Genomic DNA, 24879 nt, shown 5'->3' with positions numbered 1-24879 from the left:
CGAGCGCGCGAAACAACCATGAAGACGTTGCGTCTCTTGACGACTCTCGCGCTCGGCAGTGGCCTCGCCCTTGGCGCGTACTGGTTCTCGAACGAGGGGCGCTGGTCGGTCCATGCCGAGGTGACCCCGGCTGCGGCGCCAGCGGACCGGACTCCGCTCTACTATCGCGATCCGAGCGGCGCGCCGCTTTGGTCCGCCGGGCCAAAGAAGGACGACCGCGGGCGGGACTATCTGCCGGTCTACGATGACGACAAGGCCGCCCAGGCAGAGCCGAAGCCACCGCAGGCGGCTTCATCGCGAAAAATCCTCTACTACCGCAATCCGATGGGGTTGCCCGACACCTCGCCGGTGCCGAAGAAGGACCCGATGGGGATGAACTATGTCCCCGTCTACGAAGGCGACGACGCCGATGACGGCACGGTGAAACTGTCGCCCGGCAAGATCCAGCGCAGCGGCGTGAAGTCCGAGCCGGTGGCGCGGCGATCGGTCCAAGTCCTGGTCAAGGCGCCCGGTACGATCCAATTGGACGAGCGCCGCGTCTCGGTGATCGCGATGCGGGCCGAGAGCTTCGTGCAGAAGATCGCGGACGTCACCACCGGCTCCCGCGTCAAGGCGGGCCAGCCGCTGATGGAGATCTACAGCTCGGCGGTCGCCTCCGCGGCGGCCGACTATCTTGCGACCATCACCTCCAAGACCGTCGGCGGGGTCGAGATCTACGGCCGCGGCTCGCGGCAACGGCTGATCAATCTCGACGTCCCCGAGCGGGTGATCGCCGAGATGGAGAGAACGCGTGTCGCGCCCGTCACCATCCATTGGTCGGCGCCGCGCGACGGGATCGTGCTCGAGCGCAACGCGATCGAAGGCATGCGCGCCAATCCCGGCGACGTGCTGTTCCGCATCGCCGACACCTCGCTGGTCTGGGCGCTGGTCGACGTCGCCGAGCGCGATCTCGGCAACATCGCGGTCGGGCAGTCCGTCGCGGTGCGCGCGCGCAGCTTCCCCGGCCGAAGCTTCACCGGCAAGATCGCGGTGATCTATCCGCAGGTGAACCGCGAAACCCGGACGGTTCGCGTCCGCATCGAGCTCGCCAATCCCGAAGCGTTGCTGCTGCCGGACATGTATGTCGATGCCGACGTCGACACGGCCGATAGCGCGCTTGTCCTGACGATCCAGGACAGCGCGGTGCTCGACACCGGCACGCGGCAGGCCGTCCTCGTCGACAAGGGGGACGGGCGCTTCGAGCCGCGGGAAGTGAAGCTCGGCCGGCGCGGCGGCGGCTTTATCGAGGTGCGCGACGGCCTTGCCGAAGGCGAAGCGGTGGTCACATCAGCCAACTTCCTGATCGATGCGGAAAGCAATTTGAAGGCCGCGCTCAAAGGCTTTGCCGAGGCTGCGCCTCAAGCCTCCGACGCCGGCCATGCGACGGGAGAGCACAAATGATCGCCCGCATCATCGCCTGGTCGGCGCGCAACCTGCTGCTGGTGCTGTTCGGCACCGGCTTTGCGGCGGCCGCCGGCTTCTACGCGCTGCTGCATCTGCCGCTGGATGCGATCCCCGACCTCTCGGACACCCAGGTCATCGTCTACACCGAATATCCTGGCCAGGCGCCGCAGGTGATCGAGGACCAGGTCACCTATCCCTTGACGACGGCGATGCTGACCGTGCCGAAATCGAAGGTGGTGCGCGGCTTCTCCTTCTTCGGCGTGTCGTTCGTCTACGTGATCTTCGAGGACGGCACCGACATCTATTGGGCGCGCTCGCGCGTGATGGAGTTCCTGAACGGCGCCACGTCGCGGCTTCCCGTCGGCGTCACCCCGACCATCGGGCCCGATGCGACCGGCGTCGGCTGGGTCTACCAATACGCCGTGATGTCGAAAGAATTGAACCTCGCCGACACGCGCACGATCCAGGACTGGAATCTGAAATTCGCGCTCGCCAAGGCCGAAGGCGTGGCCGAGGTCGCCAGCATCGGCGGCTTCGTCAAGCAGTACAACGTGGTGCTCGACCCGCAACGCATGCGCGACCGCGGCATCAGCATGCAGAAGATCCGGGAGGCGATCCGTGCCAGCAATGCCGACGTCGGCGGCCGCACGGTCGAGCTGTCGGAGTTCGAATACGTCATTCGCGGCAAGGGCTACATCAAGAGCATCAACGATCTCGGCAACATCGTCCTGAAGACCAGCAACGGCACGCCGGTGCTGCTGCGGGACGTCGCCAATGTCGAGCTCGGACCCGACGAGCGGCGCGGCATTGCGGAGCTGAACGGCGAGGGCGAGGTCGCAAGCGGCATCGTGCTGCAGCGCTTCGGCGTCAACGCGCTCGACGTCATCGAAAACGTCAGGAAGCGTTTCAAGGAGATTGCGAGCAGCCTGCCGAAATCGGTCGAGATCGTCCCGGTCTACGACCGCTCGGGCCTGATCTATTCGGCGATCGACACGCTCAAGCACACGCTGTTCGAGGAGAGTCTCGTCGTCGCGCTCGTCTGCATCGTGTTCCTGCTCCATGTCCGCAGCGCGCTGGTCGCGATCCTGATGCTTCCGGTCGGCGTGCTGATGGCGTTCGGCGCCATGAAGCTGCTGGGCCTGGGATCCAACATCATGAGCCTCGGCGGCATCGCGATCGCGATCGGCGCCATGGTGGATGCCGCGATCGTCATGATCGAGAACGCGCACAAGCACCTTGAGCGCGCCGAGCCCGGTCAGTCGCGCGTCCAGATCCTGATCGACGCGGCATCCGAGGTCGGGCCGGCACTGTTCTTCAGCCTGCTCATCATCACTGTCTCGTTCATGCCGATCTTCACGCTGGAATCGCAGGAGGGGCGGCTGTTCAGCCCACTGGCGTTCACGAAGACCTTCGCGATGGCGGCCGCGGCCCTGTTGTCCGTCACGCTGGTGCCGGCGCTGATGGTGATCTTCGTCCGCGGCAGGATCGTGCCGGAGAGGAAAAACGTCATCAACCGCTTCCTGATCTTTATCTACCGCCCGGTCATCAAGGGCGTGCTGCGCGCCAAGACGCCGGTGATCCTGGCTTCGCTGGTCGTGCTCGCTGTTACGATCTGGCCGGCGCGGCAGCTCGGCACCGAGTTCATGCCGACGCTGAACGAGGGCACGCTGCTCTACATGCCGACGACGCTGCCCGGTATCTCCGTGACCAAGGCGGCCGAGCTGATGCAGACGCAGGACCGCATCATCAAGTCGTTCCCGGAGGTCGAATCGGTCTACGGCAAGGCGGGACGGGCGGCGACCGCGACCGATCCGGCCCCGACCGAGATGTTCGAGACGGTGGTCAGCCTGAAGCCAAAGGAGCTTTGGCGGGAAGGCGTCACCATCGACAGCCTGATCGCGGAGATGGACAAGGCGCTGCAATTTCCGGGCGTCTCCAACGCTTGGACCATGCCGATCAAGGCGCGCATCGACATGCTGTCCACCGGCATCCGCACCCCCGTCGGCGTCAAGGTGATGGGCACCGACCTCGTCGAGATCGACCGGCTGGCGAAGCAGGTCGAACGGGTGATCAAGACGGTGCCGGGCACCTCATCGGCCTATGCCGAGCGCGGCATCGGCGGCTACTATCTCGAGATCGTCCCGGATCGCGAGGCGCTCGCCCGCTATGGCATCCTGATCCAGGATGTTCAGGACACCATCGCGGCGGCGCTCGGCGGCCAGACCGTCACGACGACGGTGGAGGGGCGGCAGCGGTTCACGGTGAACATGCGCTATCCGCGCGACCTGCGCGACAATCCCAAGGCGATCGCCAGCGATATCCTGGTGCCGATGCCCGCAGGCGGCGCGGTGCCGCTCGGCGAGGTCGCGAAGGTCGAGCCGGCGCGGGGGCCGACCTCGATCCGGACCGAGAACGGCCAGCTCGCGACCTACGTCTACGTCGACATCCGCGATCGCGACATCGGCAGCTACGTCGCCGATGCGCAACGCGCCGTGACTGACAGCATCCAGTTCCCATCAGGATATTACGTGGTCTGGAGCGGTCAGTACGAATATCTCCAGCGCGCCGCGGCGCGCCTGAAGATCGTGGTGCCGGTGACGCTGACGATCATTTTCCTGCTGCTGTACCTGAATTTCAGGGCCATGACCGAAACCCTGATCGTGATGCTGTCGCTGCCCTTCGCGCTGGTCGGCGGCATCTGGATGATGTGGTGGCTCGGCTTCAACATGTCGGTCGCCGTCGCCGTCGGCTTCATCGCGCTTGCCGGCGTCGCCGCCGAGACCGGCGTCGTGATGCTGATCTATCTCGAGCATGCCCTGGCCGAGATCAAGGCGACGTGCAGCGCCGAGGGCAGGGGCCTCACCCGGCAGGATCTCCACGAGGCGATCATGGTGGGCGCGGTCGAGCGCGTCCGTCCCAAGATGATGACGGTCGTCGCCATCATGGCGGGCCTGCTGCCGATCATGTGGAGCACCGGAACCGGGTCGGAGATCATGCAACGAATCGCGGTGCCGATGATTGGCGGCATGATATCGTCGACGCTGCTGACGCTGATCGTGATCCCGGCGATCTTCGGGTTGGTGAAGGGTGTCCGCCTGCCGCCCACGCGCGAGGACAGAGAACAACCGGCTGAGATGCCCAAGCCGATCGGCGCCAGATTGCGCGTCGTGGAGCCGGCCGGATGAGGCGAGCCGTGACGCACGATCATATGTCAGGGCGACGGAGTGACAGAAGAGGAAGCCGAAGATGAAGCCGAAGATGAAGCAACGCGCATATCTGATGACCCGCCGGTCCCTTGTCGGGCTGATGGCCGCGGCAGCTTTTGCAAGGCCCGCCGCGGCAGCATCCGACGCAGCCGCGCTCACGGTGCACCGGGATCCGAGCTGCGGCTGCTGCGCCGGCTGGGTGCAGCATCTGCGGGACGCAGGATTTACCGCCCAGGTGGAGGAGACTCCCGACCTCGAGCCGATCCGGGCGCGTCTCGGCGTCCCCTCGAACCTGGTCGCGTGTCACACGGCAGAGGTCGCTGGCTATGTCGTCGAGGGGCACGTGCCGGCTGCGGCCGTGCGACGCCTCCTCGCGGAGCGTCCGAACGCGAAGGGAATAGCCGTGCCGGGCATGCCGGTCGGATCGCCGGGCATGGAAGGCGGCAAGTCGCAGCGTTACGAGGTCGTGCTGTTCGGTGCCGACGGTCAGAAGCCGTTCATGCGCTTCATCGGCGCGCAGGAAATTGATTGAGAGTGCTGCGCGAGGCTAGAGTGCGATGACATGAGCCCTGATCGCGCAACGACGGAGGTGCGCTCCCTCTCCCGCTCGCGGGAGAGGGTTGGGGAGAGGGTGCTTCCGCAATGGGACAATCCCCAAGAGGAGAAAGCCCTCACCCGGCGCTTCGCGTCGACCTCTCCCGCAAGCGGGAGAGGTTGCACCGAGCCCGTGGCAATCGATTCAACCTAAGGTCATTCCGCCTAGCCACCACTACGGCTGCGGCGGATAGCGCTCGAAGGTCGGCAATTCATGCGCATGCTCCATCCAGCGCAGGCGCTCGGCGACCTGGATCTGCATCGTGGCAGGCACGGCCTCGGGATCGTCGTAGGTCGCGCTCTGGATGTCGATGACCCCCGGCAGCATGCTGGCATTGACGTAGAACAGTCCGGTTCCGCACGCGCTGCAAAAGTGCCGCCGCCCGTGTTCCGAGGAGCGGTAAACCTTCGATTCGCCCTTGGTCACCTTGACCGCGCCGTCCGGGTACATCGTCCAGCCGACGACCGGAGCCCCGGCGTGTAGCCGGCAATCGCGGCAGTGGCAAAGCGCGTGCACGATCGCCTCGCCTTCGACCTCGTAACGGATTGCACCGCAGTGACAGCCGCCCGTGATTTTGCTCATGCGTTCCTCCGATCGAAGATAACTTCAGATCGATAGCTCTCGAGCGTTTTGGCTTCAACAATGCAACCAATTCGAGATTGCGTCCTACTGTCGCTGACAGCTGCTGCCATTTCCGACGAGCGCGACCAGGCTAAGTTCGCGCCCGTGTGCGCTCGATCCGCATCAGCCGTTGCTTCACCGTCCGCGCGATCGCAGCCGGCGCCTCCTCGGGGATCGCAAAGCACGAGCTCGCGTTGATCTCGCAGAGCACGTAGGTGTCTGCGCCGGCCGCATCTTTCGGCCCGTACAGGAAGTCCGCATCCCAGATCACCGGCAATGACGACTCATCGATGCCGAGCGTTGCCATCATCTGCGGCGTCCATTCGTCCTCCATCGCTCCTCGCAGCGCCTGGAATGGCGGAGCATCAGGCCCGTGCATGATCCGCGGCCCGGGCTGCGCCTCAGGCGCCTCCGGTCCCTCCGGCGGCGGCGGGATCAGCGCCTTGATCTTCTGGTGTCCGAAGCCTGCGACTTTGGCGCCGCTCATGTAGCAGCGGATCATGCCGTCGGGCAGGCGCGGTTGAAACGCCTGGTCGATGATGCAGCCGCCCCAACCGAAATAGCGCTCGCACCGTGCGAGCAGCGCATCGATCGGCATGTCCTCCGGCGTGCTGCCGCGCTGCGCATGCAGCACGCGAACCATGCCTTCGGTATCGGGCAGGGCCTCAACCTTCCAGACCCCTTGGCCGCCATTGCCGCGGTTCTGCTTCAGCACGCGCGGGCCGCTGGCACGAAGGCGCGCCGGAAACTGGCTGCGGAAGCTTATGGCGGTGTCATAGCGGTGCGTGTCGGCGCCCCAGCCCAGATGCCGTGTCCGGTAGAGCACCTCCTTGACGCCCATCTTCAGAATGATGTCCGGATGCGCGCTCACCCATGGCCCTTGCGCCGCGACGTCGCGCAGCAGGGCGTCGAGCTCGGCGCGGGTCTTGCCCTGGTGGATCGGATCGACCCAGACCAGCACGCCGTCGGCTGCAAGCAATTGGTCGCGGACCGCGCCCGCAAAGCTCTCGTCATAGATCACTGGGAAGGCGTCGATGCCCGCGGCGGCGAGCGCTTCGAAGACGCGGACGAAGCGGCTGTTCTGCGCCGTCGCCTCGCGCCGCGCGACAATGTCGCCGCGCGAGAGGATGGAGATGGTTCGGAGGGGAGAGGAGTGACGTTCGGTGTCCATGCGCAAGCTCCACGGAATTGCGTGCTGCGCAGAGCTTGGACCTGGGTCTCACGGGGAGTCTGCATCGTCCCCACGCGGACCATTTTACGTGAGATGGCCTTCAAGTTTCAAGAGTGGTCCCGCATAGTCACCCTGAGGCAGCCTACTCATGCCGCCAGATTCTCACTGCCGAAATGACCAGGATCACAGCCAATCCCGGCAGAAGAATCGAATTCGGGACGACGCCCAGAAGCAGGCCGCCTATGAATGTGCCGGTGATGGACCCGATGGCCATCGCAAGCATGAACTGCCAATTCGCGCGGAGCACCGAAAAGCTCTGGTCGCGACTATAGCGCGCAAATCCCACCAGCATGGTCGGCAGGCTCACCGCGAGTGAGAGACTGCCTGCCAGCTTCACGTCCGCGCCGAACAACAGGATGAGGGTGGGGATCAGGAATTCCCCTCCGGCAACGCCGAGCAACGATGCCACGATCCCGATCGCAAAGCCCGCTGCTATGCCCCCGACGATCAGGCTCGCGCCTGTCAGCGCCGGTGGGGTTGCCGCCTCGTTGCCATGTGCGAACAGAAGCATGCCGGCGATCAGGAGCAGCAGGACGGCAATGATCCTGTAGAGCGTCCCGGACTCCAGACGCGTCGCCCAGGATGCCCCCGCATAGGCGCCGACGAGGCTGCCCGCCAGCAGGTTCAGGATGATCGGCCAATGGGCATGTATCTCCGCGAACGGAACGGCGCGTGCGCGAAACGGCAGTGCGCTCGCCACCACGATCAGGCTCGTCGCCTTGTTCAGAATCACGGCCTCGAGGCCGCGAAATCCGAACAGGCTGATGAGCAGGGGCAGCCGAAATTCTGCACCGCCGAGACCAATCAAGCCGCCCAGAGTGCCGATGATTGTGCCCGAGCCGAACGCGGCAGGATTGTTTCGCATGGACACGGAAAGATGCGCCAAAGACAACACCCGCGACGGACGGCTCCGTGCGGGTGTGATCAACTCTCGATGATGCCAGTATGCCCCTGTTTTGCCCGACGAGTCAAAGGTACGCACGCGTCCCCGGCGGTATCGTTGCGGTCGGCGGAAGAGCGTAATGATTTCAACGCCCCGCTACTGTGCATGGGGTTGTTTTCGCACTTTGTTGGCGGCCGCGCTCACCGCCGGCTGCGCGGTGCCTCGGCCTTGGCCGGCGGCTCGGTCTGCGGGGCGCAGGTCGCAGCCTGGAGCGAGCCTTGCGCCTGCTGCATCAAGCCGGGCTCGGGCGCGAGCGCCTTCATCAGGATCAGGCCGGTCGTGGTCGGGGAATCGATGATCAGGCGGTCGGCCGCGGTGACCTCTTCGTCCTCCGGCAGCTCGCTATGCTGCGCTTCCGTCATCAGGTCGAGCTCGATCACCTTGCGGCCCGCGGAGCGGTCGTTGATGGCGTAATAGGCGATCTCGTTGCGGGTGTAGAACGACACCGAGGTGTAGGCCTGGCTCACCGGCACGGTGAGCTTGATCGGCCCGCCAGACAGATCATAACGACAGATCGCCAGCGCGAAGGCCGGATCCATGAACGGCATCGGCGAATTGTTGGGATCGGCGAGGGGAAGCTGGGTGACGGCGTTCACCCTGGTCATCGGCGTCAGCCGCGAATAGGCATCCTGTGTGGCAATCCGCGGCAGCGCCAGCACGCTGACGAGATGGACCACGAGGCCCAGCACCACGCCGGCGACGACGGTGAAGACGAGCCGGATCATGAGCAGCCCACCGTGGTGATGCTCGGCATCGGCGCATCGCGCTGGGTGCGCGTTCCAACGCCGACCGGCGTGTCGTAGAGACGCAGCATTAAGGCGTAGCGCTCGATGCCGCCGGTCGGCAGCCAATTGCCGGCGCGCGAGCGCGAGGCGATCCGGATCTCGAACGAGCCGTCGGAGGAGCGCACGATCTCCTGGCTGGTGAAGCCGTAGCGCTGCAGCGAATTGGCGACGAGATGGCCCTTGCGGTCGTAGAGCGTCAGCGTCCAGAACCGCGCCGGCGGCGTCACGCCGGAGACGACCACGTCGCAGCGGCCGTCGAGCGCCTTCTTCCTGTCGTCGGTGGTGGCGGTGAAGGCGACACCGTCGCCGGTGCCGATCGGCAGCTCGCCGTTGCGGACGATGGTGGCGCGCGAATAGGGATCGACGTCGGCGGTGCCGGTGCGCGGCCGTGCGGTCCAGGGGCCGATGGTCAGCGCGCCGATCTCGGTGCCGCGCGTCGTGGTCATCCACGTCGCGCCGACGCCGACGACCGTCGCGAGAAGAAGCGCCGTCAATGTGGTCAGGATCAGCCGCACTTGCTTTCGATCAGTTCTTGCGCGGGGCAGAGGTGTTGGCGTTGTCTTCCGCATAGTTCTGCGGGAAGGCGAGCGCGCTCGTCGACGAGGACGGCCTGGCCGGCTTGCTGTCATTCGCCGTCGATTTGTTCGCGGCCTTTGCCGCATCATCCAGCAGCTTCTCGACCCGCACCAGGATGTCCGCGCCGCGCTTGGTCAGCACCGGCGGCGGACCGGGCTTGGTCTCCAGCACCTTCGGCGCTGCGTTGGCCTGCGCGTTGCTCACATGCTGCGGCGGCAGCTTCTGGCCCATGCCGATGCCGGGAATCTCCCGGACCTCCACGCCCTGATGCGCCACGAGCATGATGTCGTGCCAGGTCTGCGCCGGCAGCGAGCCGCCGGTCATGCGGTTGGTCGGCGAGTAATCGTCGTTGCCGTACCACACCGCGCAAGTGAAATTGCCGGTGAAGCCGACGAACCAGGCGTCGCGATAGGCATTGGTCGTGCCGGTCTTGCCCGCGGTCGGAATGCCGTCCAGCGCGGCGCGCCGTGCGGTGCCTTCGCTGACGACGTGGCTCATCATGCCGGACATGTCGGCGGCGACGGAAGCGGGGATCGCCTGCCGCGGCTTCGGGCCGTCGCGGTCCCAGCGCCAGACCAGGTCGCCCGCGCCGGTGCGCACTTCCAGCACCGCATGCGGCGTCACCGCCTTGCCGCGATTGGGGAAGGTCGCGTATGCGACAGCGTGCTCGAGCACGTTGACCTCGTCCGAGCCGATCGGCAGCGACGGCGTGTCGGGCAGCGGCGCCTTGATGCCGAAGCGGCGCGCGACCTCGACGATCTTGGCGCGGCCGACCTTGGCGGGGTTCTGCGTCTTGGGCTCGTTCTTCCGGCCGATCTCGATCGACAGCTTCACCGGCACGACGTTGATCGAACGGGTGATCGCCTGCGTCAGCGTCACCGAGCCGGAATAGGAATGGCCATAATTCTGCGGGCACCAATTGCCGATGCAGACCGGGCCGTCGACCACGATCGAGTTGGGCGTGTAGCCGTTCAGCAGCGCGGTGGTGTAGACGTAGGGCTTGAACGAGGAGCCGGGCTGGCGATAGGCGTCGGTGGCGCGGTTGAACTGGCTGGCGCCGTAGTCGCGGCCGCCGACCATCGCGCGGATGCCGCCGTCGAGATCGGCGACGACGGTCGCGGCCTGCGTCGCGTGATAGTCGCGGCCGAACTGGCGCAGCTGGTTCTCGACAGCGTCTTCGGCCGCCTTCTGCACGTTGGCATCGATCGCGGTGCGCACCACGAAGACGCGCTCGGTGTAGGACTTCGGGAAGGTATCGACCAGCTTGCGCATCTCGTCGAAGGCGTAGTCGAGATAATAGTTCGGCGAGGCCTCGTCGCGGCGGTCGACCGCGAAGGCGGGGTTGCGGCGGGCGCCGAACACCTGGCCCTCGGTCATGAAGCCGGCATCGACGAGGTTGTCCAGCACGACGTTGGCGCGCGCGCGGGCGGCGGGCAGGTTGATGTGCGGGGCGTACTTGGTCGGCGCCTTGAACAGGCCGGCGAGCATCGCCGCTTCCGCCAGCGTCACGTCGCGCGCGGACTTGTTGAAGTAGAAATGCGCCGCGCCGTCGACGCCGAAGGTGCCGCCGCCCATATAGGCGCGGTCGAGATAGAGCTTGAGGATCTCGTTCTTGGTCAGGCGCCATTCCAGCCAGATCGCGAGGAAGGCCTCGTTGACCTTGCGCTCGATGGTGCGCTCGTTGCTCAGGAACAGGTTCTTGGCGAGCTGCTGGGTGATCGAGGAGCCGCCCTGGCGCACGCCGCCGGCTTGCGCGTTGGTGACGAGCGCGCGCGCAGTGCCGGCGATGTCGATGCCGAAATGCTCGTAGAAGCGGCGGTCCTCGGTCGCCAGCGTCGCCTTGATCAGCACGTCCGGAAAGTCTTCCAGCGGAATGGAGTCGTTGTGCTTGATGCCGCGGCTGCCGATCGGGTTGCCGTAGCGGTCGAGGAAGCTCACCGCGAGGTCGGACTTCTTCAGCCAGTCCTCGTCCGCGGTCTCGCGGAAGGCCGGAATGGCGAGGGCGAGCATCACGACAAGGCCGCCAAGCCCGAGGGTTGCGGCCTCCGAGAATGGCTCGATGAACACCCAGCGCTTCCACCGCCCGACATAGAAGCGGTCCATGAAGGTCGAGTAGCGCTCGTAGAGCTCGCGGATGCCCTTGGCCGAGGAGAACAGCGAGGAGTCGATGCGCGCATCGAGATCCAGGAAGAAATTCCGGATCCTCTGCTTCCAATGCGGTGGTATGATCTGGCGCACCTAGAACCCTTGCGGCTTGCTTCGAAAGCGTTCAAGCACCCGGCCGGGGCGGCATCGAGACGTCTTGCGGGTATGTTGCGGCAAACCCAAGGCGCCCGGCCAGCATCCGAGGGACTTGCTGTTCCTTCTAGCCGAGCGGGGCTCATAAACCAATGGCCACGCTCGCTATTTTGAACAACAGGCCTAATTGACCCCCGGTTCATTACGGGCCTCAAAGGGGCCTCGCTTGCACCATTGCCGCCGCGCGCCCTAGATGGCGTTGCCGTAGCTCTTTCGAACTGTTGTTGAGGCGCATGACCGCAGCTCCCAAACGATCTCAAGGCCAGGAAGGATTCTTCTGGAAAACCAAGACGTTGGAACAGATGTCGGAGCGCGAGTGGGAAAGCCTGTGCGACGGCTGCGGCCGCTGCTGCCTGAACAAGCTCGAAGACGAGGATACCGGGCAGATCTACTTCACCCATATCGGCTGCAAGCTGCTCGACGGGACGAGCTGCGCCTGCAAGGACTATCCGAATCGTTCCGACAAGGTTCCGGACTGCGTCCGCCTGACCCCGGCCAATGTCCGCACCCTGAACTGGCTGCCGCCGAGCTGCGGCTACAAGCTCGTCGCCGAAGGGCGCGACCTCTATTGGTGGCATCCGCTGGTTTCGGGTGACCCCAACACCGTGCACGAAGCCGGCGTCTCCGTGCGCGGCCGCGTGGAGGGCAGCGAGGAGGAGGTCCCGGACGAGGAGCTCGAGGACCACATCGTGCAATGGCCGGCGACCTTGCCGAAGCGGGCGCGTCTGAAGAAGCGACCTTGAACAGCTGTGCGCAGCGGTCGCATGCAGATGCGCTTCACATTCAGGGGTTGAGGTGCTAAGCTGGTTGTAGATTCTGCTATGGCTATATTCAGGTTGTTTTGAATTGCTGAAGGTACCCTAGGATTTTTGGGGGCCCCATGATTACCGATCCGGTTCACCCGATACCGACCGACGACGAGAACAAGCCGCTGAAACCAACCACTGCGCTCTGCCTTTCCGGCGGAGGATATCGCGCGATGGTGTTTCATGTCGGCGTCCTGTGGCGCCTATATGAAACAGGACTGCTGAAGAACGTCAGGCGCATATCGAGCGTTTCCGGCGGGTCGATCACTGCCGGCATGTTGGCGCTGGCGTGGCCGGGCCTCAGCTTCACACCCGACAGCGTCGACAGCGATTTCATTCCGAAATTCGTCGCGCCGTTGCGCGCCTTCGCCGGCATCACAATCGACGCCGAGTCGGTCATCCTGGGCGCACTGTTACCAGGCAGCATCGGCGACCGGATTGCCGAGGCGTATGACGATCACCTGTTTCGCGGCAAGACTCTGCAGGATATGCCTGACGAGCCGCGCTTCGTGATCAATGCGACGAACGTGCAGTCAGGCGCGCTCTGGCGCTTCATGAAGCCCTATATGCGCGACTACCGCGTCGGCGAGGTGAAGAATCCAGAAATTCTGCTGGCGCAAGCCGTGGCGGCGTCCTCCGCTTTTCCTCCGGTCCTCTCTCCCTTCGAATTGCGCCTCAAGGACAGCGATTTCGTGCCCGGTACCGGGCTCGACCTGCAGCGGCCTCCATTTACAACGCGCGTCGTTCTCAGCGATGGCGGCGTCTACGACAATCTCGGCCTCGAGACCGCATGGAAGCGCCACCAGACCGTTCTGGTCAGCGACGCCGGCGGCAAGATCGAGGCTGAGGAGGAGCCGGAGACGGACTGGCCGCGGCATTCCTACCGGATCCTCAATCTGATCGACAATCAGGTGCGTTCGCTGCGCAAGCGCCAGGTCATCGACTCCTTCAAATCGGGAACGCGCAAGGGCGCCTATTGGGGCATCCGCACCGACATCGCGAATTACGGGCTGGCCGATGCTCTGCCGTGTCCTTTCGAGCGTACATTGCAACTTGCGGAAGTGCCGACACGTCTGAAGCGGTTGGACGCGACGACGCAGGAAAGACTGATCAACTGGGGCTACGCCGTGTGTGATGCAGCCCTGCGCAAGCATCTCGCGGCGGTCGGGCCGCCGCCCGCCTTTCCCTATCCGCAGTCTGGTGTCTGAGGAAGACGACAATGGCGGACGACAAGGGGCGTAAGCGGCGTGCAAAACCGCAAAGCGGCACACCCAAGAGCCGCGGGCCGACTTGGCCGGTCTCGGCCGACGGAAGACCCAAGCAGTTCTCTGTTCCGCCCGAAGTGGTCGAACATATCCTCCTGGGTCCCCGCGACGACAGGCGCGTGCTGCAGGACTCGCCGCTGCTCGGCGATGTCTGGGCGGCTTACGCTCTCGATCCGGGCATCGCCCAGGACGTTCTGATTACGCCGCACAAGAATGCGACCGCGGTGAGCGTGGCCCGTACCATCGCAAGCGCGCTGAAAGTGCCGGTCGAATCTGCGCCGCCTGGCCGGCCTCCAACAAAGGCCAAGGTCGCCTATTTGCAGGGGCTCGTCGGTGCGCGGCTCTATTTCGACCAAGTGCTGCGCATCCTGGTGCCGCGGACACAATGGTGGCGCGAGCCGAAGGTGGCCGAAAGGATCGAAGGCGTGGATGCCGGCGATAATCAGGGGACGATCAAAAAGTTGCTCCAGCAAGGGCCGAAGAGATCCAACGCGCTGCGCGAACGCACATTGGACAATGCCACGTCGCTCCAAAGGTATATCGCGCTCGCCGGATTGATTTACTGGATTTGCAAGCTGGAACGTCCCGTCGGTTGGGACGAACCACTGGAGCCACTGACCTTTGAGCAGGCATTGGAACGATACCGGGACTATGCTGACGAGATTCTCTCCGGCATGTTCGCACTTTATGAAGTAGTCAAAGCGGACGAGAATGCTCGGCAGCAGAACGACGGCGTCGATACCAGGAGCGAGCCGGCGGAAGAGAGACCAACTTGTATTTTCCAGGTATCGCTCAACCGATCGGCCGTTCCCGCGCTCGATCGGTCGGTGCCAGCGGTCAAGGCCGACGCTGCGAGGTCGCTGTTCAACGTCCAGTGCAAGAACATCGTTTGGGCAGTTCTTGATTCCGGTATTCAAAACAATCACGACGCGTTCATGACGTCCGGCGAGAAGCCGACGTCGCGTGTCAGGAAAATCTTCGACTTCACGAATATTCGCGAGATCGTTAGCAGTGAGACGGGTGACGTCGATGCTCAAACCCGCGAAAAGCTGATCCGAACGTCCGGGCTCGCTGGAGCCGAGGTGGACGTCAATCTAGAGAAGATTGCCGAAGACTTCGAGAAGGAGCGCCCCATCAACTGGGCGACCGTCGAAAGGCTAATCACGGTCAAGAGGCCGGATCCAAACGACAAGTCTGAAAAGCTGCCCAGTTCGCACGGGACCCACGTTGCCGGAATCATCGGAGCGGACCAGAAGGACGGCAAATACGCTGGCGGCATGTGCCCGGACATCGGACTGTACGATTTCCGCGTGCTGGGTGCGAGCCTGGAGGAGACCGAGTTCGCCGTTATCGCTGCCATGCAGTACATCCGTTACGTCAACGAGCGGCACAACTACATCATGATTCACGGCGCGAATCTCAGCCTCTCAATTCCCCATAACGTGCGCAATTTTGCATGTGGGCGGACGCCGATTTGCAACGAATGCGAGCGTTTGGTCGAAAGCGGAGTGGTGGTCGTGGCCGCAGCGGGTAATCGCGGCTTTCAGAAATTCGAAACGAAGGACGGTCCGTTCGAAAATTACGCCGCCTTCAGTATTACCGATCCAGGAAACGCCGAGGGCGTCATCACGGTTGGATCGACCCACGGGAATTGGCCGCATACATACGGAATCAGCTTCTTCTCGAGCCGCGGTCCAACTGGCGATGGCCGCGCGAAGCCGGATCTCGTCGCGCCCGGTGAGCGAATTCTATCGACCGTTCCGAATGATGATTGGGCTCCGGAATCGGGCACCAGCATGGCGGCTCCCATGGTCAGTGGAGCCGCGGCGATGCTGCTCGCCCGATACGAAGAGCTGATCGGGCAGCCGCGTCGGGTCAAACGCATCCTGTGCGAGAGCGCGACGGATCTTGGCCGCGAGCGCAGCTTTCAGGGGCACGGCATGCTCGACGTGTTGCGGGCTCTTCAATCGATCTGAGGAGGAATGCGATGCATTTTAGCCTTGACGTCTTGCGTGCCCGCAAGGGCGATTGCCTGATCCTTCATTTCGGAACAGCTGACGATCCGCATCTGATGCTGATCGATGGAGGACCTGCCAAGGTCTATAAGCCACATCTGGCGCCGAGAATCGCGCAGATTCACCGTTCGCGCGAATTGGAGCCGAATGATCCCTTGCCGATAGACGTTGTGATGATCAGTCATATCGACGACGATCACATCAGGGGCATTCTCGAACTAACGGCGGATCAGCTGGGCAACAGTCCCGATCTCCGTCTCAAGGTCGCCAGCCTGTGGCACAACAGCTTTGACGATCTGCTTACGACTGCGCCTGAAGAACTGTTGTCCGGATTTGGGCCGGCGTCATTCGAGGCAGGCACTGCGCGCAGGCCGGATTTTGACGCAATTGAGCCCGACGAAGAATTCGACGAGGAAGAGGTGCATCAGACGGTGGATGTTCTCGCCGGCATTTCGCAAGGCCGTCAATTGCGTGATGATCGCGAAGTGTTGCAACGGCGCTCGCCAGCGCGTCGGCAATGGAAACTGAACCACAAATTCGACGGCGAGCTGATCGTCGCAACCGAGGATACGGAAGCGGTGACGTTGGATGGCGGTCTCAAGATGACCGTGGCAGGACCGATGCAGCCGGAATTGCTGGCCCTTCAGGAGGCCCATGACAAATGGCTGAGGGAGCAAAAGCAGGGGAAGAAAAACCCGGAAGCAATGCTGGCGGCATTCGTCGACAAGTCGGTGCCCAATCTCTCCAGCATCGTCGTTCTGGCTGAAATGGGCGGCAAGAGCATGCTGCTGACCGGCGACGCGCGCGGGGACAAGATTTTGGAAGGAATGGAGCTGGCGGGGCTCTTGGACGCGGACAAGAAGAAGGAGAACTGGAAACGGCATGTCCACGTCCTGAAAGTTCCTCACCACGGCAGCGACAACAATATGGAGACGATCTTCTTCGAACGTCTGCCTGCCGATCACTACGTCTTCTCAGGCGATGGCGAGCACGGTAACCCCGAACGAGCGACCCTGGAAATGCTGCTGAAAGCACGGGGCGTCGACGCCGAATACACAATCCACCTGACCTACCCGATTGACGAGATCGATATCGAGCGCCAAGCCGACTGGGAAAAGGAGCAGGCGAAGGAAAAGGCGCGCAAGAAGAAGAATCCGGCAACCAAGAAGCCGGTTCGAGAAAATTGGTCGCCGGAAAAGCACAGCCTCGGCGCTCTGTTCCGGAGCAATCCCAAGTTCGGCAAGAAAGTGGTCATCGTTGATCCCGGCAAACCGCATCTGATCAACTTGCTGGACCCCATTGAGCTTTAGTGGGCTTGGGGGCGCTCAGGCCCCAAGTAGTACCTCATACGGCGCCGCTCCGCCTGTCGATCACGGAGCCGCGAGGATGCGTCGGCGGGATGCACCCATGCGTCGCGGTGCCTGCCTGGGAAGAAATTTCCCCTCTACATTGGGCTGCATAGTACGAATCCTTCGCGGTATTGCACCGCGTCACGACGCCCGATCGAGATGAACAAGTTCGACCGGCAGAGCGATTCTGCCGACATCCAGGCCTTGCCCGACGACATTGCCGAAGAGCTGTCCCGCCTGCCGAGCGAGGTCATCAGCGTCGACGACGCGCCCTCGATCGCCCCGCCGGTGCCGCTGAGCTCCGACGAGGTCCGCACCATCGTCATCAGCCTGATGCTGACGATGTTCCTGGCCGCGCTCGACCAGACCATCGTGGCGACGGCGCTGCCGACCATCGGACGCCAGTTCCAGGACGTCTCCAATCTGTCCTGGGTGATCACCGCCTATCTGCTCGCCTCGACTGCGGTTGCGCCGGTGTTCGGCACGCTCAGCGACATCTACGGCCGCCGCGTCATGATCATCATCTCGCTCAGCCTGTTCGTCGCGGGCTCGGTGCTGTGCGCGATCGCGCCGAACATGCCGATGCTGATCCTGGCACGCGGGCTTCAGGGCCTCGGCGGCGGCGGCATCATGCCGGTGGTGCAGACCGTGATCTCCGACGTGGTGAGCCCGCGCGAGCGCGGGCAGTACCAGGCCTATTTCTCGAGCGTCTGGATGGTCGGCGGCATCCTCGGCCCGGTCATCGGCGGCGTGTTCGCGGAGCATCTGCACTGGTCGATGATCTTCTGGATCAACCTGCCGCTTGCGGCCGCAGCACTCGCATTGCTGCTGCCGAAGATGAAGAAGATCCCGGTGTTCCACCGCAAGCGCAAGGTCGACTGGCTCGGCGGCCTCTTGCTGATGGCGTCCGCCGTGGTCTTCATGCTGGTGCTGACCTGGGGCGGGACGCGCTATGCTTGGCTTTCGCCGACGGTGCTGGCGATGGTGGGCGGTGCCGTCGCGCTCGCGGTGACCTTCGTGTGGCACGCCCGGCGGGCCGACGAGCCGTTCTTGCCGCTGCCCTTGTTGACGGGATCGGTGGCGCCGTTCGCGCTGACCGCGGGCGGCTGCGGCCTCGGGGCGATCACCGGCCTGACCGTGCAGCTGCCGCTCTATTACGAGCAGGTCTATCATCTCACCGCCAGCGAGGCGGGGCTTGCGCTGATCCCGCTCGCGGCGGTCTCGACCGTCGGCGCGGCCGTCGCCGGCCGCACCATGGCTCGGGCCAAGCACTACAAGCGCGTCGCCATCATTGGCACGTCATGGGCCGCGCTGTGCGGTCTCGTTCTCACGGTCACCACCTTGCCGCTCTGGGGCCTGCTGCTGCTGATGGCCGCGTTCGCGCTGGGACTCGGCACGACTTTTCCGGTGTGCGTGGTCTCGCTGCAGAATTCGGTGGCGCGTCCGCAAGTCGGCACCATCACCGGCGCGATGAACTTCTTCCGCTCGCTGATGTCCTCGTTCACGGTGGCGGCCTTCGCCGCGATCCTGCTCATCGCGCTCGGCACCGACGTCCCGCTCGCCGGCGAGCATCACGCCGCGGGCGCCGTCGCGATACCCGCCGACGACATGCGGCACGCCTTCCGCTACGTGTTCGGCGCCGCCACCGCGCTGATGACGATCGCTGCGCTGTGCCTGATCGCGATGGAGGAGCGGCCGCTGGCCGGACCGTCGGCCAAGCAGCCCGTGGAGATGGCCGAGTAGGCTAGCCGCCTCGATCGGCGTAAGGCTCGTTTGCGACATTGCCCTCGGCGGCCTTTCGCGCCGCCGCTGCAAGATGGGTCTTGAGCTGCGCCAGCGCGTCGGGGGACCAATCATGGACATCGGTGACGGCGACCCAGGCATCGACGTAATGTTCGGGCGCATAGACATGGCCAAAGCCCATCGGCGTATTAGTCGCGACCGCCATGTCGAGGGCGAGCTGCAGCATCGTCACGACTGGATACCATCGCAGCTCCGGTGACACATCCGGCCCGCGCGGCGCCGTCATCCAGTCAGGGGGCCGATAGGCGTCGTGATAGGCGAAGAAGGTGATCGCGTCGCTCGCATATTGCAGATAGACGACGCGCATCGGACCCCAGGGCGCATCTGCCGGCACCGACGGTCCATTCTGGTTCATGAAGCGCACGAAGCGGCCGTCGCGGAATTCCGGCAGCCAGGCCGGCGTGCCCGGATTGCGGTTTGCCGTGATCGAGCGCCAGATGCGACTTTCGAACGGCGCGCCGCTCAAAAGTGCCCCCGCAATCGGATCGCCGATCATCTCAAACAGCTCTGCGGATTTTTCCGAGTTCATCGCGCCGAGGCTCAGTCCGTGCAGGTACAGCTTCGGCCGCCGGTTCTTCGGCAGCGTCGTCCAGTAGCCGTAAATTTCCGAAAACAGGGCGCGCGCCGCTTCTGCACCGGATTTGGGCTGAAACAGCAGCGTCAGCGGACTGTTGAGATAGGAATACTGCATCGCGACACTGGCGACGTCGCCATGGTGGAGATATTCGACGGTGTCCATCGCGGCAGGGTCGATCCAGCCGGTTCCGGTCGGCGTAACGACGATGAGTGTGTCGCGTTCAAACCCGTGCTGCCGCTTGAGCTCGTCGAGCGCAAGCCGGGCGCGCGCTTGCGCCGTCTCGGCGCCGCCAAGGCCGACATAGACCCGCACGGGCTCCAGCGCGGGCCTTCCTGTAATGGCGCTGATCTCCGTTGCGGTCGGCCCCGAGGCAATAAATCTGCGCCCCATGCGTCCAAGCTGCGTCCACTTCACCAGCGAGGCGGCACTTCCCGTTCGTTCGGGCGCGGTCGGCTGCGGCCGCTCGGGCTCGAGCAAGGCGTCGACTTCGCGAAAGGACACATCGAGCGCGTTGAACGCCGTGCGGATCAGGACATTGCTGGCGATTGACCAAAACAACAGGCCCGCGGCGAGCACGCCGATGACGTTCGCGATCCTCCGCGGAATGACGCGCCTCGCACGCGCGGCGATGAGGCGCACGGCAAGCGCGAACAGCCGCGCCAGCACCAGCAGCACGACGAACGTCATCACGGCGATGGCGCAGACCTTGAGCGGATGGGCGGTCTCGACTGGCGCCATCTTCATCACGGTGCGGATCGAGTTCTGCCATCCGGCCGCCCGCCACAGAAAAACAATGACGACGAGCAGGCAGGCGGCCGCCACCAGCGCGTTTGCGGTCGATCTCAGGCGCGCCGGCGGCTCGGGCAATTCCAGATAGTGCCACAGCCAGCGCCAGACGTTGCCGGCGAGATAGCCGATCCCGAAGCAGGCGCCGGCGATGGCGCCCTGCGTGAGATAGCTCCGCGGGATCAGCGTCGGCGTCAGCGCGGCTGCGAAGAACAGGGCACCGAGCATGAGGCCGACGCCGGAGAACGACAGCAATTGCCGCCGAATGAGCCACGCCAGTTTGCCGAAAGCACCCACCGCGCGATTCAACCTCAGCTATTGCCTGACAGACCACTCTTGCGCGGCAGCACGATCGTGAATTCAGTAAACTTGCCCGGCTCGGTCGCGACGTCGATCGTGCCGCCGTGCTGCTTCACGACGATGTCGTGGGTCATCGACAGCCCGAGGCCGGTGCCTTCGCCGGCTGGCTTGGTGGTGAAGAACGGATTGAACATTTTCTCCTTCACATCGTCGGCAATGCCGGTGCCGTTGTCGCGGATCGTGATCTCGACGTCATCGCCGCGATCGCGCGTCGCGGCGGTCACAATCGGCTCGTAACCGGCGGCACCGTCGGCCTTGCGCCTGATGACCGCGTGGAAGCCGTTCGAGATCAGGTTCAGGAGCACGCGGGTGATTTCCTGCGGAAACACTTCGGCCTGTCCGGCCGCTGGATCGAGCGCGCGCTTCAGCGTCACGTGGAATCCGGGCTTCTCGGCGCGTGCGCCGTGATAGGCGAGATTCAGGCTCTCCTCGACCAATGCATTGATGTCGCTCAGCCCATGCTCGCCGCCGCCTTCGCGCGAATGCAGCAGCATGTTCTTGACGATGGAATCGGCGCGGCGGCCGTGCTGCACGATCTTGCCGAGGTTGTCCTGCAGAAGCCCCGTCAGCTCGTCGACCTCGCCGCGGACGTTCTCGGGGAGCGGGACTGGCGCGAGCACCCCGTTCAGCTCCTCGGTCAGCTCGGCAGACAGCGAGGCGAAATTGTTGACGAAGTTGAGCGGGTTCTTGATCTCGTGCGCGATGCCGGCCGTGAGCTGGCCCAGTGACGCCAGCTTCTCGGTCTGGATCAGGCGGTCCTGCGCGGCGCGGAGATCATCGAGCGATCTGGCGAGCTCGCTGGTGCGGTCCTGAACCTCGTTGAACAGGCGCGTGTTCTCGACCGCGATCACGGCCTGGTCGGCAAAGGTCTTGAGCAGGTTGATGGCTTTGTCCGGAAAATAACCGGGCTCCCGCCGCGTGACGGCGATGGTGCCGATCGCAAGGCCATCGCGCAGCATCGGCACCACGAGGATGCTGCGATAACCGCGTGTTCGCGCCAGCTCCTTCATGGCCTCGGTAAGATCAGGCTCGTTCTGCATGTCGCTGCGGAAGGCATACTCGCCGCTGCTCGCCACCCGGCTGTGAATGCCCGATGAGGACAGCGGCGTCGGAAATGAGTTCAGCAGATCCGCATTGCCGGCCTCATTGTCGGTCGTGAAGGCGGCCAGATGCAGCATGCCGTCGACGACGCGGGTGACGGTGGAGGAGTGCGCTCCGATCAGCGCCTTGGCGCTGTCGGAAATGGCCTGGAACACCGGCGTGACATCGGACGGTGAAGCCGCGATCACCTTGAGAATGTCGGCAGTCGCAGTCTGACGTTCCAGTGCTTCCTTGGTCGCGTTGAACAGGCTGACATTCTTGATCGCGATCACGGCCTGGTCGGCGAAGGTCTGCAGCAGGCGCACATGATGCTCGGCGAAGTTGCCGGTCGCGCGTCGCGTCGCGATGATGATGCCGATGGCTTCGCCTTCGCTCATCAGAGGCGCGAACAGCATGCTGCGATAGCCGCGGGCCCGCGCGATGTCGCGCGCGGCCGGCTCGACCTCGGTGTCGGGCAATTGCGCCGCGGTACCATTGGCCACGAGCTGATAGGGCGGGAATTGTGCGAACGGCACCGGGAACGAGGCCTGGAGCACGCGGTCGCCCGCGGGATCCGTCGGGGTGAATGCCGCAAGGTGCACGGCGCCGTCGACATAACGCAGCACCGCGGTGGAGAAGCCGCCGATCAGCCGGTTGGCGTTGGTGGCGATGGCCTCGAATACCGGCTGCACGTCGGACGGGGAGGCCGCCATCACCTTCAGGATATCGGCCGTCGCGGTCTGGCGTTCCAGCGCCTCCTTCGTCTCGTTGAACAGGCGCGCGTTCTCAATCGCGATCACGGCCTGGTCGGCGAAGGTCTGCAGCAGCTGGACGAGGTCGGGCGCGAATGATCCTGGCTCGGCGCGGGTGACGCTGATCATGCCGACCGGCGCGCCCCGGTTCATCAGCGGCATGAATAGCACACTGCGGAAGCCGCGCAGCCGCGCCAGCTCCCGGTTCAGTTCAGGGACGTCGGCCGCCTCGCTGTCGGGAAACTGGATCGTCTGGCCCTCCCGCACGAGGCCAAAAGTCGGGAAGTCCGCGATCTTGCGCGGGAACGACGCCTTGAGCCCCGCGTCCGCCTCCGGATTGGTCGGCGTGAACGCCACGAGGTGAAGCTCGTCGCCGATGAACTGAAGCACGGTGGCGGAGAAGCCGCCGAGCAGGCGCTTTGCGCTGGCGGCGACCGCCGTAAAGACCGGCCGCGCATCGGACGGCGAGGCCGCGATGGTACGCAGGATCTCGGCGCTGGCGCTCTGGCGATCCCGAGCCGTCGCAAGCTCGGCCCGCAGCTGCGCAATCTCGGCGGTGGCCGACCGCAATCGGCGCTCGAGTTCCTCGATTTCCTGCAAAACGGTCGTCATTCCCGGTCCAGCTTGATGCCGCGGCGTGCGCGGCACCGGGCCGGATTATCACAACTTCTGCGGCCGGAGCCAGCGGCTCGCAGCCGTGCCCGCACCGGCTCCGCTCACGTGCCGGGCCGCGACACCTCGGTCTCCTTGGCTGTGATGAACTCCAGCAGCACCGGCACGCCTTCCCTCGTCTTCGCGATGCCGCGCTTGATCGCGGGCACGATGTCCTCCGGCCGCGTCACCCGCTCTCCGTAGCCGCCGAAGGCGCGGGCCATCGCGGCGTAGTCGCCGGAAATGTCGGTCGAGCGATATTTTTCGGTCGAGATCGGCATCACCTTCAGCTCGATCGCCATCGAGAAATTGTTGAGCAGGATCGACATGATCGGGATGCGCTCGCGCACCGCGGTCTCGAAATCCATGCCGGTGAAGCCGATCGCAGCATCGCCCCAGACGTTGATGCAGAGCTTGTCGGGCTTTGCCAGCTTGGCGCCCATCGCAAGACCGAGGCCGTAACCAAGCTGCGTGGTTTTGCCCCAGCCGAGATAGGTGAGGGGCTCGACCGATCGCCAGAACGGCGAGAGCTGGTCGCGCGGGCTGCCGGCATCGTGGGTGATGATCGTATTCGCGATGTCCACGGTGTGCTGGAGATCCCACAGCACGCGATAGGGGCTGAGCGGCGCGTCATTGCTGGTCAGCTTCGGCATCCATTTCGCCAGCCATTCCTTGTGCGAGGCTGCGATCTCGGCCGCGACGGCGGATGCATCGCGATCCGCGGTGACGGTCTTGCCGATCTCCTCCAGCAGCGCGTCGAGCACGAGGCCGGCATCGCCGACCAGGCCGATCTTCGCTTCGACGTCCTTGTTGAGATGATTGGGATCGAGCGTCGAATGAATGATGGTCTTTCCCTTCGGCATCGCGATGCCGAAATTGGTCTCGGTGAAGGAGCAGCCGATGCCGAAAATGACGTCGGCCTCGGCCAGAAATTTCGGCACCGCGCGCGGCACTGCAAGGCCGCCGGAGCCGAGCGACAGCGGATGCGTCTCCGGAAACGATGATTTGCCACCCAAGCTGGTGGTGACGGGGATCGCCAATCGCTCGGCGAGCCGTTTCAGCTGCGGCCAGGCCTGCGCGTAATGCACGCCCTGGCCGGCATAGATCACCGGCCGTTTTGCGTTCACCAGCAGGCTGGCGGCTTCCTTGACGTGAACGGGGTCGGCGCCGTAGCGGGTGCGCAACACCGGCGTATAGTTCAGTGGCTCCGACACCTCCTCGTTCCACATGTCCGAGGGGATCTCGACGATGACGGGCCCGCCGCGGCCGTTCTTCAGCTTGGTGAAGGCGCGGCGGAAGATGTTGACGACTTCGCTCGCGAGGATAATCGGCTCGGACGATTTCGCGAACGGCTTCATCGTCTCGCTGGAATTGAAGTTCGGCTCGATATGCGCCAGCCTGCGCTGATAGCCCATCGGCAGCACCAGCACGGGAACGGATTCGCCGAAGCACTGCGCCACGCCGCCCATCGCATTCTCCGCGCCCGGCCCGTGCTGCATGCAGAAGGCGCCGATGCTGCGCCCCGACGTCACCCGCGAGATGGCGTCCGCCATGTGGATGCCGACGCGCTCCTGCCGCACCATCACCGGCCGGATCTCGGCCTTGGCCGCGTGCTCGATCAGATGATTGACCGGATAGCCGCAGAGGATCTCGATCCCCTCGCGCCTCATGATTTCCGCAATGGCGGTGCCGAGCTTCATGGCGTCTCTCTCTCCCTGGCAAGGCCGGTTGATCCGG

The 24879-nt window shown here is 64.5% G+C and carries 17 protein-coding genes; 8 read left to right on the top strand and 9 right to left on the bottom strand.

The annotated features are described in order from the left end of the window. Positions 1-18 precede the first annotated feature (18 nt). From I6F21_RS11920 to I6F21_RS11910, 3 genes are all read left to right on the top strand, one after another. Positions 19-1440, top strand: coding sequence for an efflux RND transporter periplasmic adaptor subunit (locus tag I6F21_RS11920; RefSeq protein ID WP_225139488.1), 1422 nt, complete (start codon positions 19-21; stop codon positions 1438-1440). Then, positions 1437-4628: an efflux RND transporter permease subunit gene (locus I6F21_RS11915; RefSeq protein WP_225139487.1), complete on the top strand. Its 3192-nt coding sequence runs from the start codon at positions 1437-1439 to the stop codon at positions 4626-4628. The genes I6F21_RS11920 and I6F21_RS11915 overlap by 4 nt, the downstream gene beginning before the upstream one ends. Before the next feature lie 73 nt (positions 4629-4701). Then, a complete protein-coding gene (locus I6F21_RS11910) occupies positions 4702-5181 on the top strand; it encodes a DUF411 domain-containing protein (protein ID WP_225139486.1) in 480 nt (159 codons plus the stop codon). A gap of 237 nt (positions 5182-5418) precedes the next feature. Here I6F21_RS11910 and I6F21_RS11905 read toward each other — a convergent pair whose 3' ends face one another. The 6 genes from I6F21_RS11905 to I6F21_RS11880 all read right to left on the bottom strand — a co-directional run bounded on the left by I6F21_RS11905 (position 5419) and on the right by I6F21_RS11880 (position 11638). Continuing rightward, entirely contained in the window at positions 5419-5826 is a 408-nt protein-coding gene (locus I6F21_RS11905; protein ID WP_225139485.1) for a GFA family protein, read from the bottom strand. Positions 5827-5956: 130 nt separating this feature from the next. Further along, positions 5957-7036 carry a Cj0069 family protein gene (locus tag I6F21_RS11900; RefSeq protein WP_225139484.1) on the bottom strand — a complete coding sequence of 360 codons (1080 nt, stop codon included), beginning with the start codon at positions 7034-7036 and terminating at the stop codon, positions 5957-5959. A 142-nt stretch (positions 7037-7178) separates the two neighbouring features. Next, on the bottom strand, positions 7179-7961 hold the full coding sequence (locus tag I6F21_RS11895; protein ID WP_225139716.1) for a sulfite exporter TauE/SafE family protein: 783 nt from the start codon (positions 7959-7961) through the stop codon (positions 7179-7181). Between the two features lie 218 nt (positions 7962-8179). Next, positions 8180-8764: a DUF1254 domain-containing protein gene (locus I6F21_RS11890; RefSeq protein ID WP_036005846.1), complete on the bottom strand. Its 585-nt coding sequence runs from the start codon at positions 8762-8764 to the stop codon at positions 8180-8182. Further along, on the bottom strand, positions 8761-9339 hold the full coding sequence (locus I6F21_RS11885; protein ID WP_036005844.1) for a DUF1214 domain-containing protein: 579 nt from the start codon (positions 9337-9339) through the stop codon (positions 8761-8763). Before I6F21_RS11885 ends, I6F21_RS11890 begins: the two co-directional genes overlap by 4 nt. A gap of 10 nt (positions 9340-9349) precedes the next feature. Further along, positions 9350-11638, bottom strand: coding sequence for a PBP1A family penicillin-binding protein (locus I6F21_RS11880; protein WP_036005842.1), 2289 nt, complete (start codon positions 11636-11638; stop codon positions 9350-9352). A 293-nt stretch (positions 11639-11931) separates the two neighbouring features. Between I6F21_RS11880 and I6F21_RS11875 the strand changes: the two genes are divergently transcribed. The 5 genes from I6F21_RS11875 to I6F21_RS11855 all read left to right on the top strand — a co-directional run bounded on the left by I6F21_RS11875 (position 11932) and on the right by I6F21_RS11855 (position 18876). After that, a complete protein-coding gene (locus I6F21_RS11875) occupies positions 11932-12441 on the top strand; it encodes a YcgN family cysteine cluster protein (RefSeq protein WP_036042979.1) in 510 nt (169 codons plus the stop codon). Between the two features lie 137 nt (positions 12442-12578). Beyond that, positions 12579-13712 (top strand): patatin-like phospholipase family protein, encoded by a 1134-nt coding sequence (locus tag I6F21_RS11870; RefSeq protein ID WP_109144373.1) that lies wholly within the window; start codon positions 12579-12581, stop codon positions 13710-13712. An 11-nt stretch (positions 13713-13723) separates the two neighbouring features. Next, positions 13724-15745, top strand: coding sequence for a S8 family peptidase (locus tag I6F21_RS11865; RefSeq protein ID WP_225139483.1), 2022 nt, complete (start codon positions 13724-13726; stop codon positions 15743-15745). 11 nt (positions 15746-15756) lie between these two features. Beyond that, positions 15757-17094 (top strand): hypothetical protein, encoded by a 1338-nt coding sequence (locus I6F21_RS11860; protein ID WP_225139482.1) that lies wholly within the window; start codon positions 15757-15759, stop codon positions 17092-17094. 198 nt (positions 17095-17292) lie between these two features. After that, positions 17293-18876, top strand: coding sequence for an MDR family MFS transporter (locus I6F21_RS11855; RefSeq protein ID WP_225139481.1), 1584 nt, complete (start codon positions 17293-17295; stop codon positions 18874-18876). 1 nt (position 18877) lies between these two features. On the opposite strand, the gene I6F21_RS11850 is transcribed toward I6F21_RS11855, so the two are convergent. From I6F21_RS11850 to I6F21_RS11840, 3 genes are all read right to left on the bottom strand, one after another. After that, positions 18878-20527, bottom strand: coding sequence for an alpha/beta-hydrolase family protein (locus tag I6F21_RS11850; RefSeq protein ID WP_225139715.1), 1650 nt, complete (start codon positions 20525-20527; stop codon positions 18878-18880). Between the two features lie 83 nt (positions 20528-20610). Further along, complete coding sequence (locus I6F21_RS11845; RefSeq protein WP_225139480.1) at positions 20611-23103, bottom strand: GAF domain-containing protein; 2493 nt, start codon at positions 23101-23103, stop codon at positions 20611-20613. Positions 23104-23207: 104 nt separating this feature from the next. Next, positions 23208-24875 carry a thiamine pyrophosphate-requiring protein gene (locus I6F21_RS11840; protein WP_225139714.1) on the bottom strand — a complete coding sequence of 556 codons (1668 nt, stop codon included), beginning with the start codon at positions 24873-24875 and terminating at the stop codon, positions 23208-23210. Positions 24876-24879: the final 4 nt, after the last annotated feature.

Origin of the sequence: Bradyrhizobium sp. NBAIM03 (genome assembly GCF_020194055.1) — a bacterium.
Taxonomy (GTDB): domain Bacteria; phylum Pseudomonadota; class Alphaproteobacteria; order Rhizobiales; family Xanthobacteraceae; genus Bradyrhizobium; species Bradyrhizobium yuanmingense.
Note: the sequence above shows the minus strand (reverse complement) of the source record. Positions and strands in the feature narration are given on the sequence as shown.

Excerpts from the sequence above, each read along its gene's own strand:
- I6F21_RS11850 (WP_225139715.1), bottom strand. The coding sequence starts at position 20,527 with ATGCTCGGTGCCCTGTTCTTCGCAGCCGCGCTGACGCCGACGCTGATC.
- I6F21_RS11870 (WP_109144373.1), top strand. The coding sequence starts at position 12,579 with ATGATTACCGATCCGGTTCACCCGATACCGACCGACGACGAGAACAAG.
- I6F21_RS11905 (WP_225139485.1), bottom strand. The coding sequence starts at position 5,826 with ATGAGCAAAATCACGGGCGGCTGTCACTGCGGTGCAATCCGTTACGAG.
- I6F21_RS11890 (WP_036005846.1), bottom strand. The coding sequence starts at position 8,764 with ATGATCCGGCTCGTCTTCACCGTCGTCGCCGGCGTGGTGCTGGGCCTC.
- I6F21_RS11875 (WP_036042979.1), top strand. The coding sequence starts at position 11,932 with ATGACCGCAGCTCCCAAACGATCTCAAGGCCAGGAAGGATTCTTCTGG.
- I6F21_RS11845 (WP_225139480.1), bottom strand. The coding sequence starts at position 23,103 with ATGACGACCGTTTTGCAGGAAATCGAGGAACTCGAGCGCCGATTGCGG.
- I6F21_RS11865 (WP_225139483.1), top strand. The coding sequence starts at position 13,724 with ATGGCGGACGACAAGGGGCGTAAGCGGCGTGCAAAACCGCAAAGCGGC.
- I6F21_RS11920 (WP_225139488.1), top strand. The coding sequence starts at position 19 with ATGAAGACGTTGCGTCTCTTGACGACTCTCGCGCTCGGCAGTGGCCTC.
- I6F21_RS11895 (WP_225139716.1), bottom strand. The coding sequence starts at position 7,961 with ATGCGAAACAATCCTGCCGCGTTCGGCTCGGGCACAATCATCGGCACT.
- I6F21_RS11900 (WP_225139484.1), bottom strand. The coding sequence starts at position 7,036 with ATGGACACCGAACGTCACTCCTCTCCCCTCCGAACCATCTCCATCCTC.
- I6F21_RS11910 (WP_225139486.1), top strand. The coding sequence starts at position 4,702 with ATGAAGCAACGCGCATATCTGATGACCCGCCGGTCCCTTGTCGGGCTG.
- I6F21_RS11860 (WP_225139482.1), top strand. The coding sequence starts at position 15,757 with ATGCATTTTAGCCTTGACGTCTTGCGTGCCCGCAAGGGCGATTGCCTG.
- I6F21_RS11855 (WP_225139481.1), top strand. The coding sequence starts at position 17,293 with ATGAACAAGTTCGACCGGCAGAGCGATTCTGCCGACATCCAGGCCTTG.
- I6F21_RS11915 (WP_225139487.1), top strand. The coding sequence starts at position 1,437 with ATGATCGCCCGCATCATCGCCTGGTCGGCGCGCAACCTGCTGCTGGTG.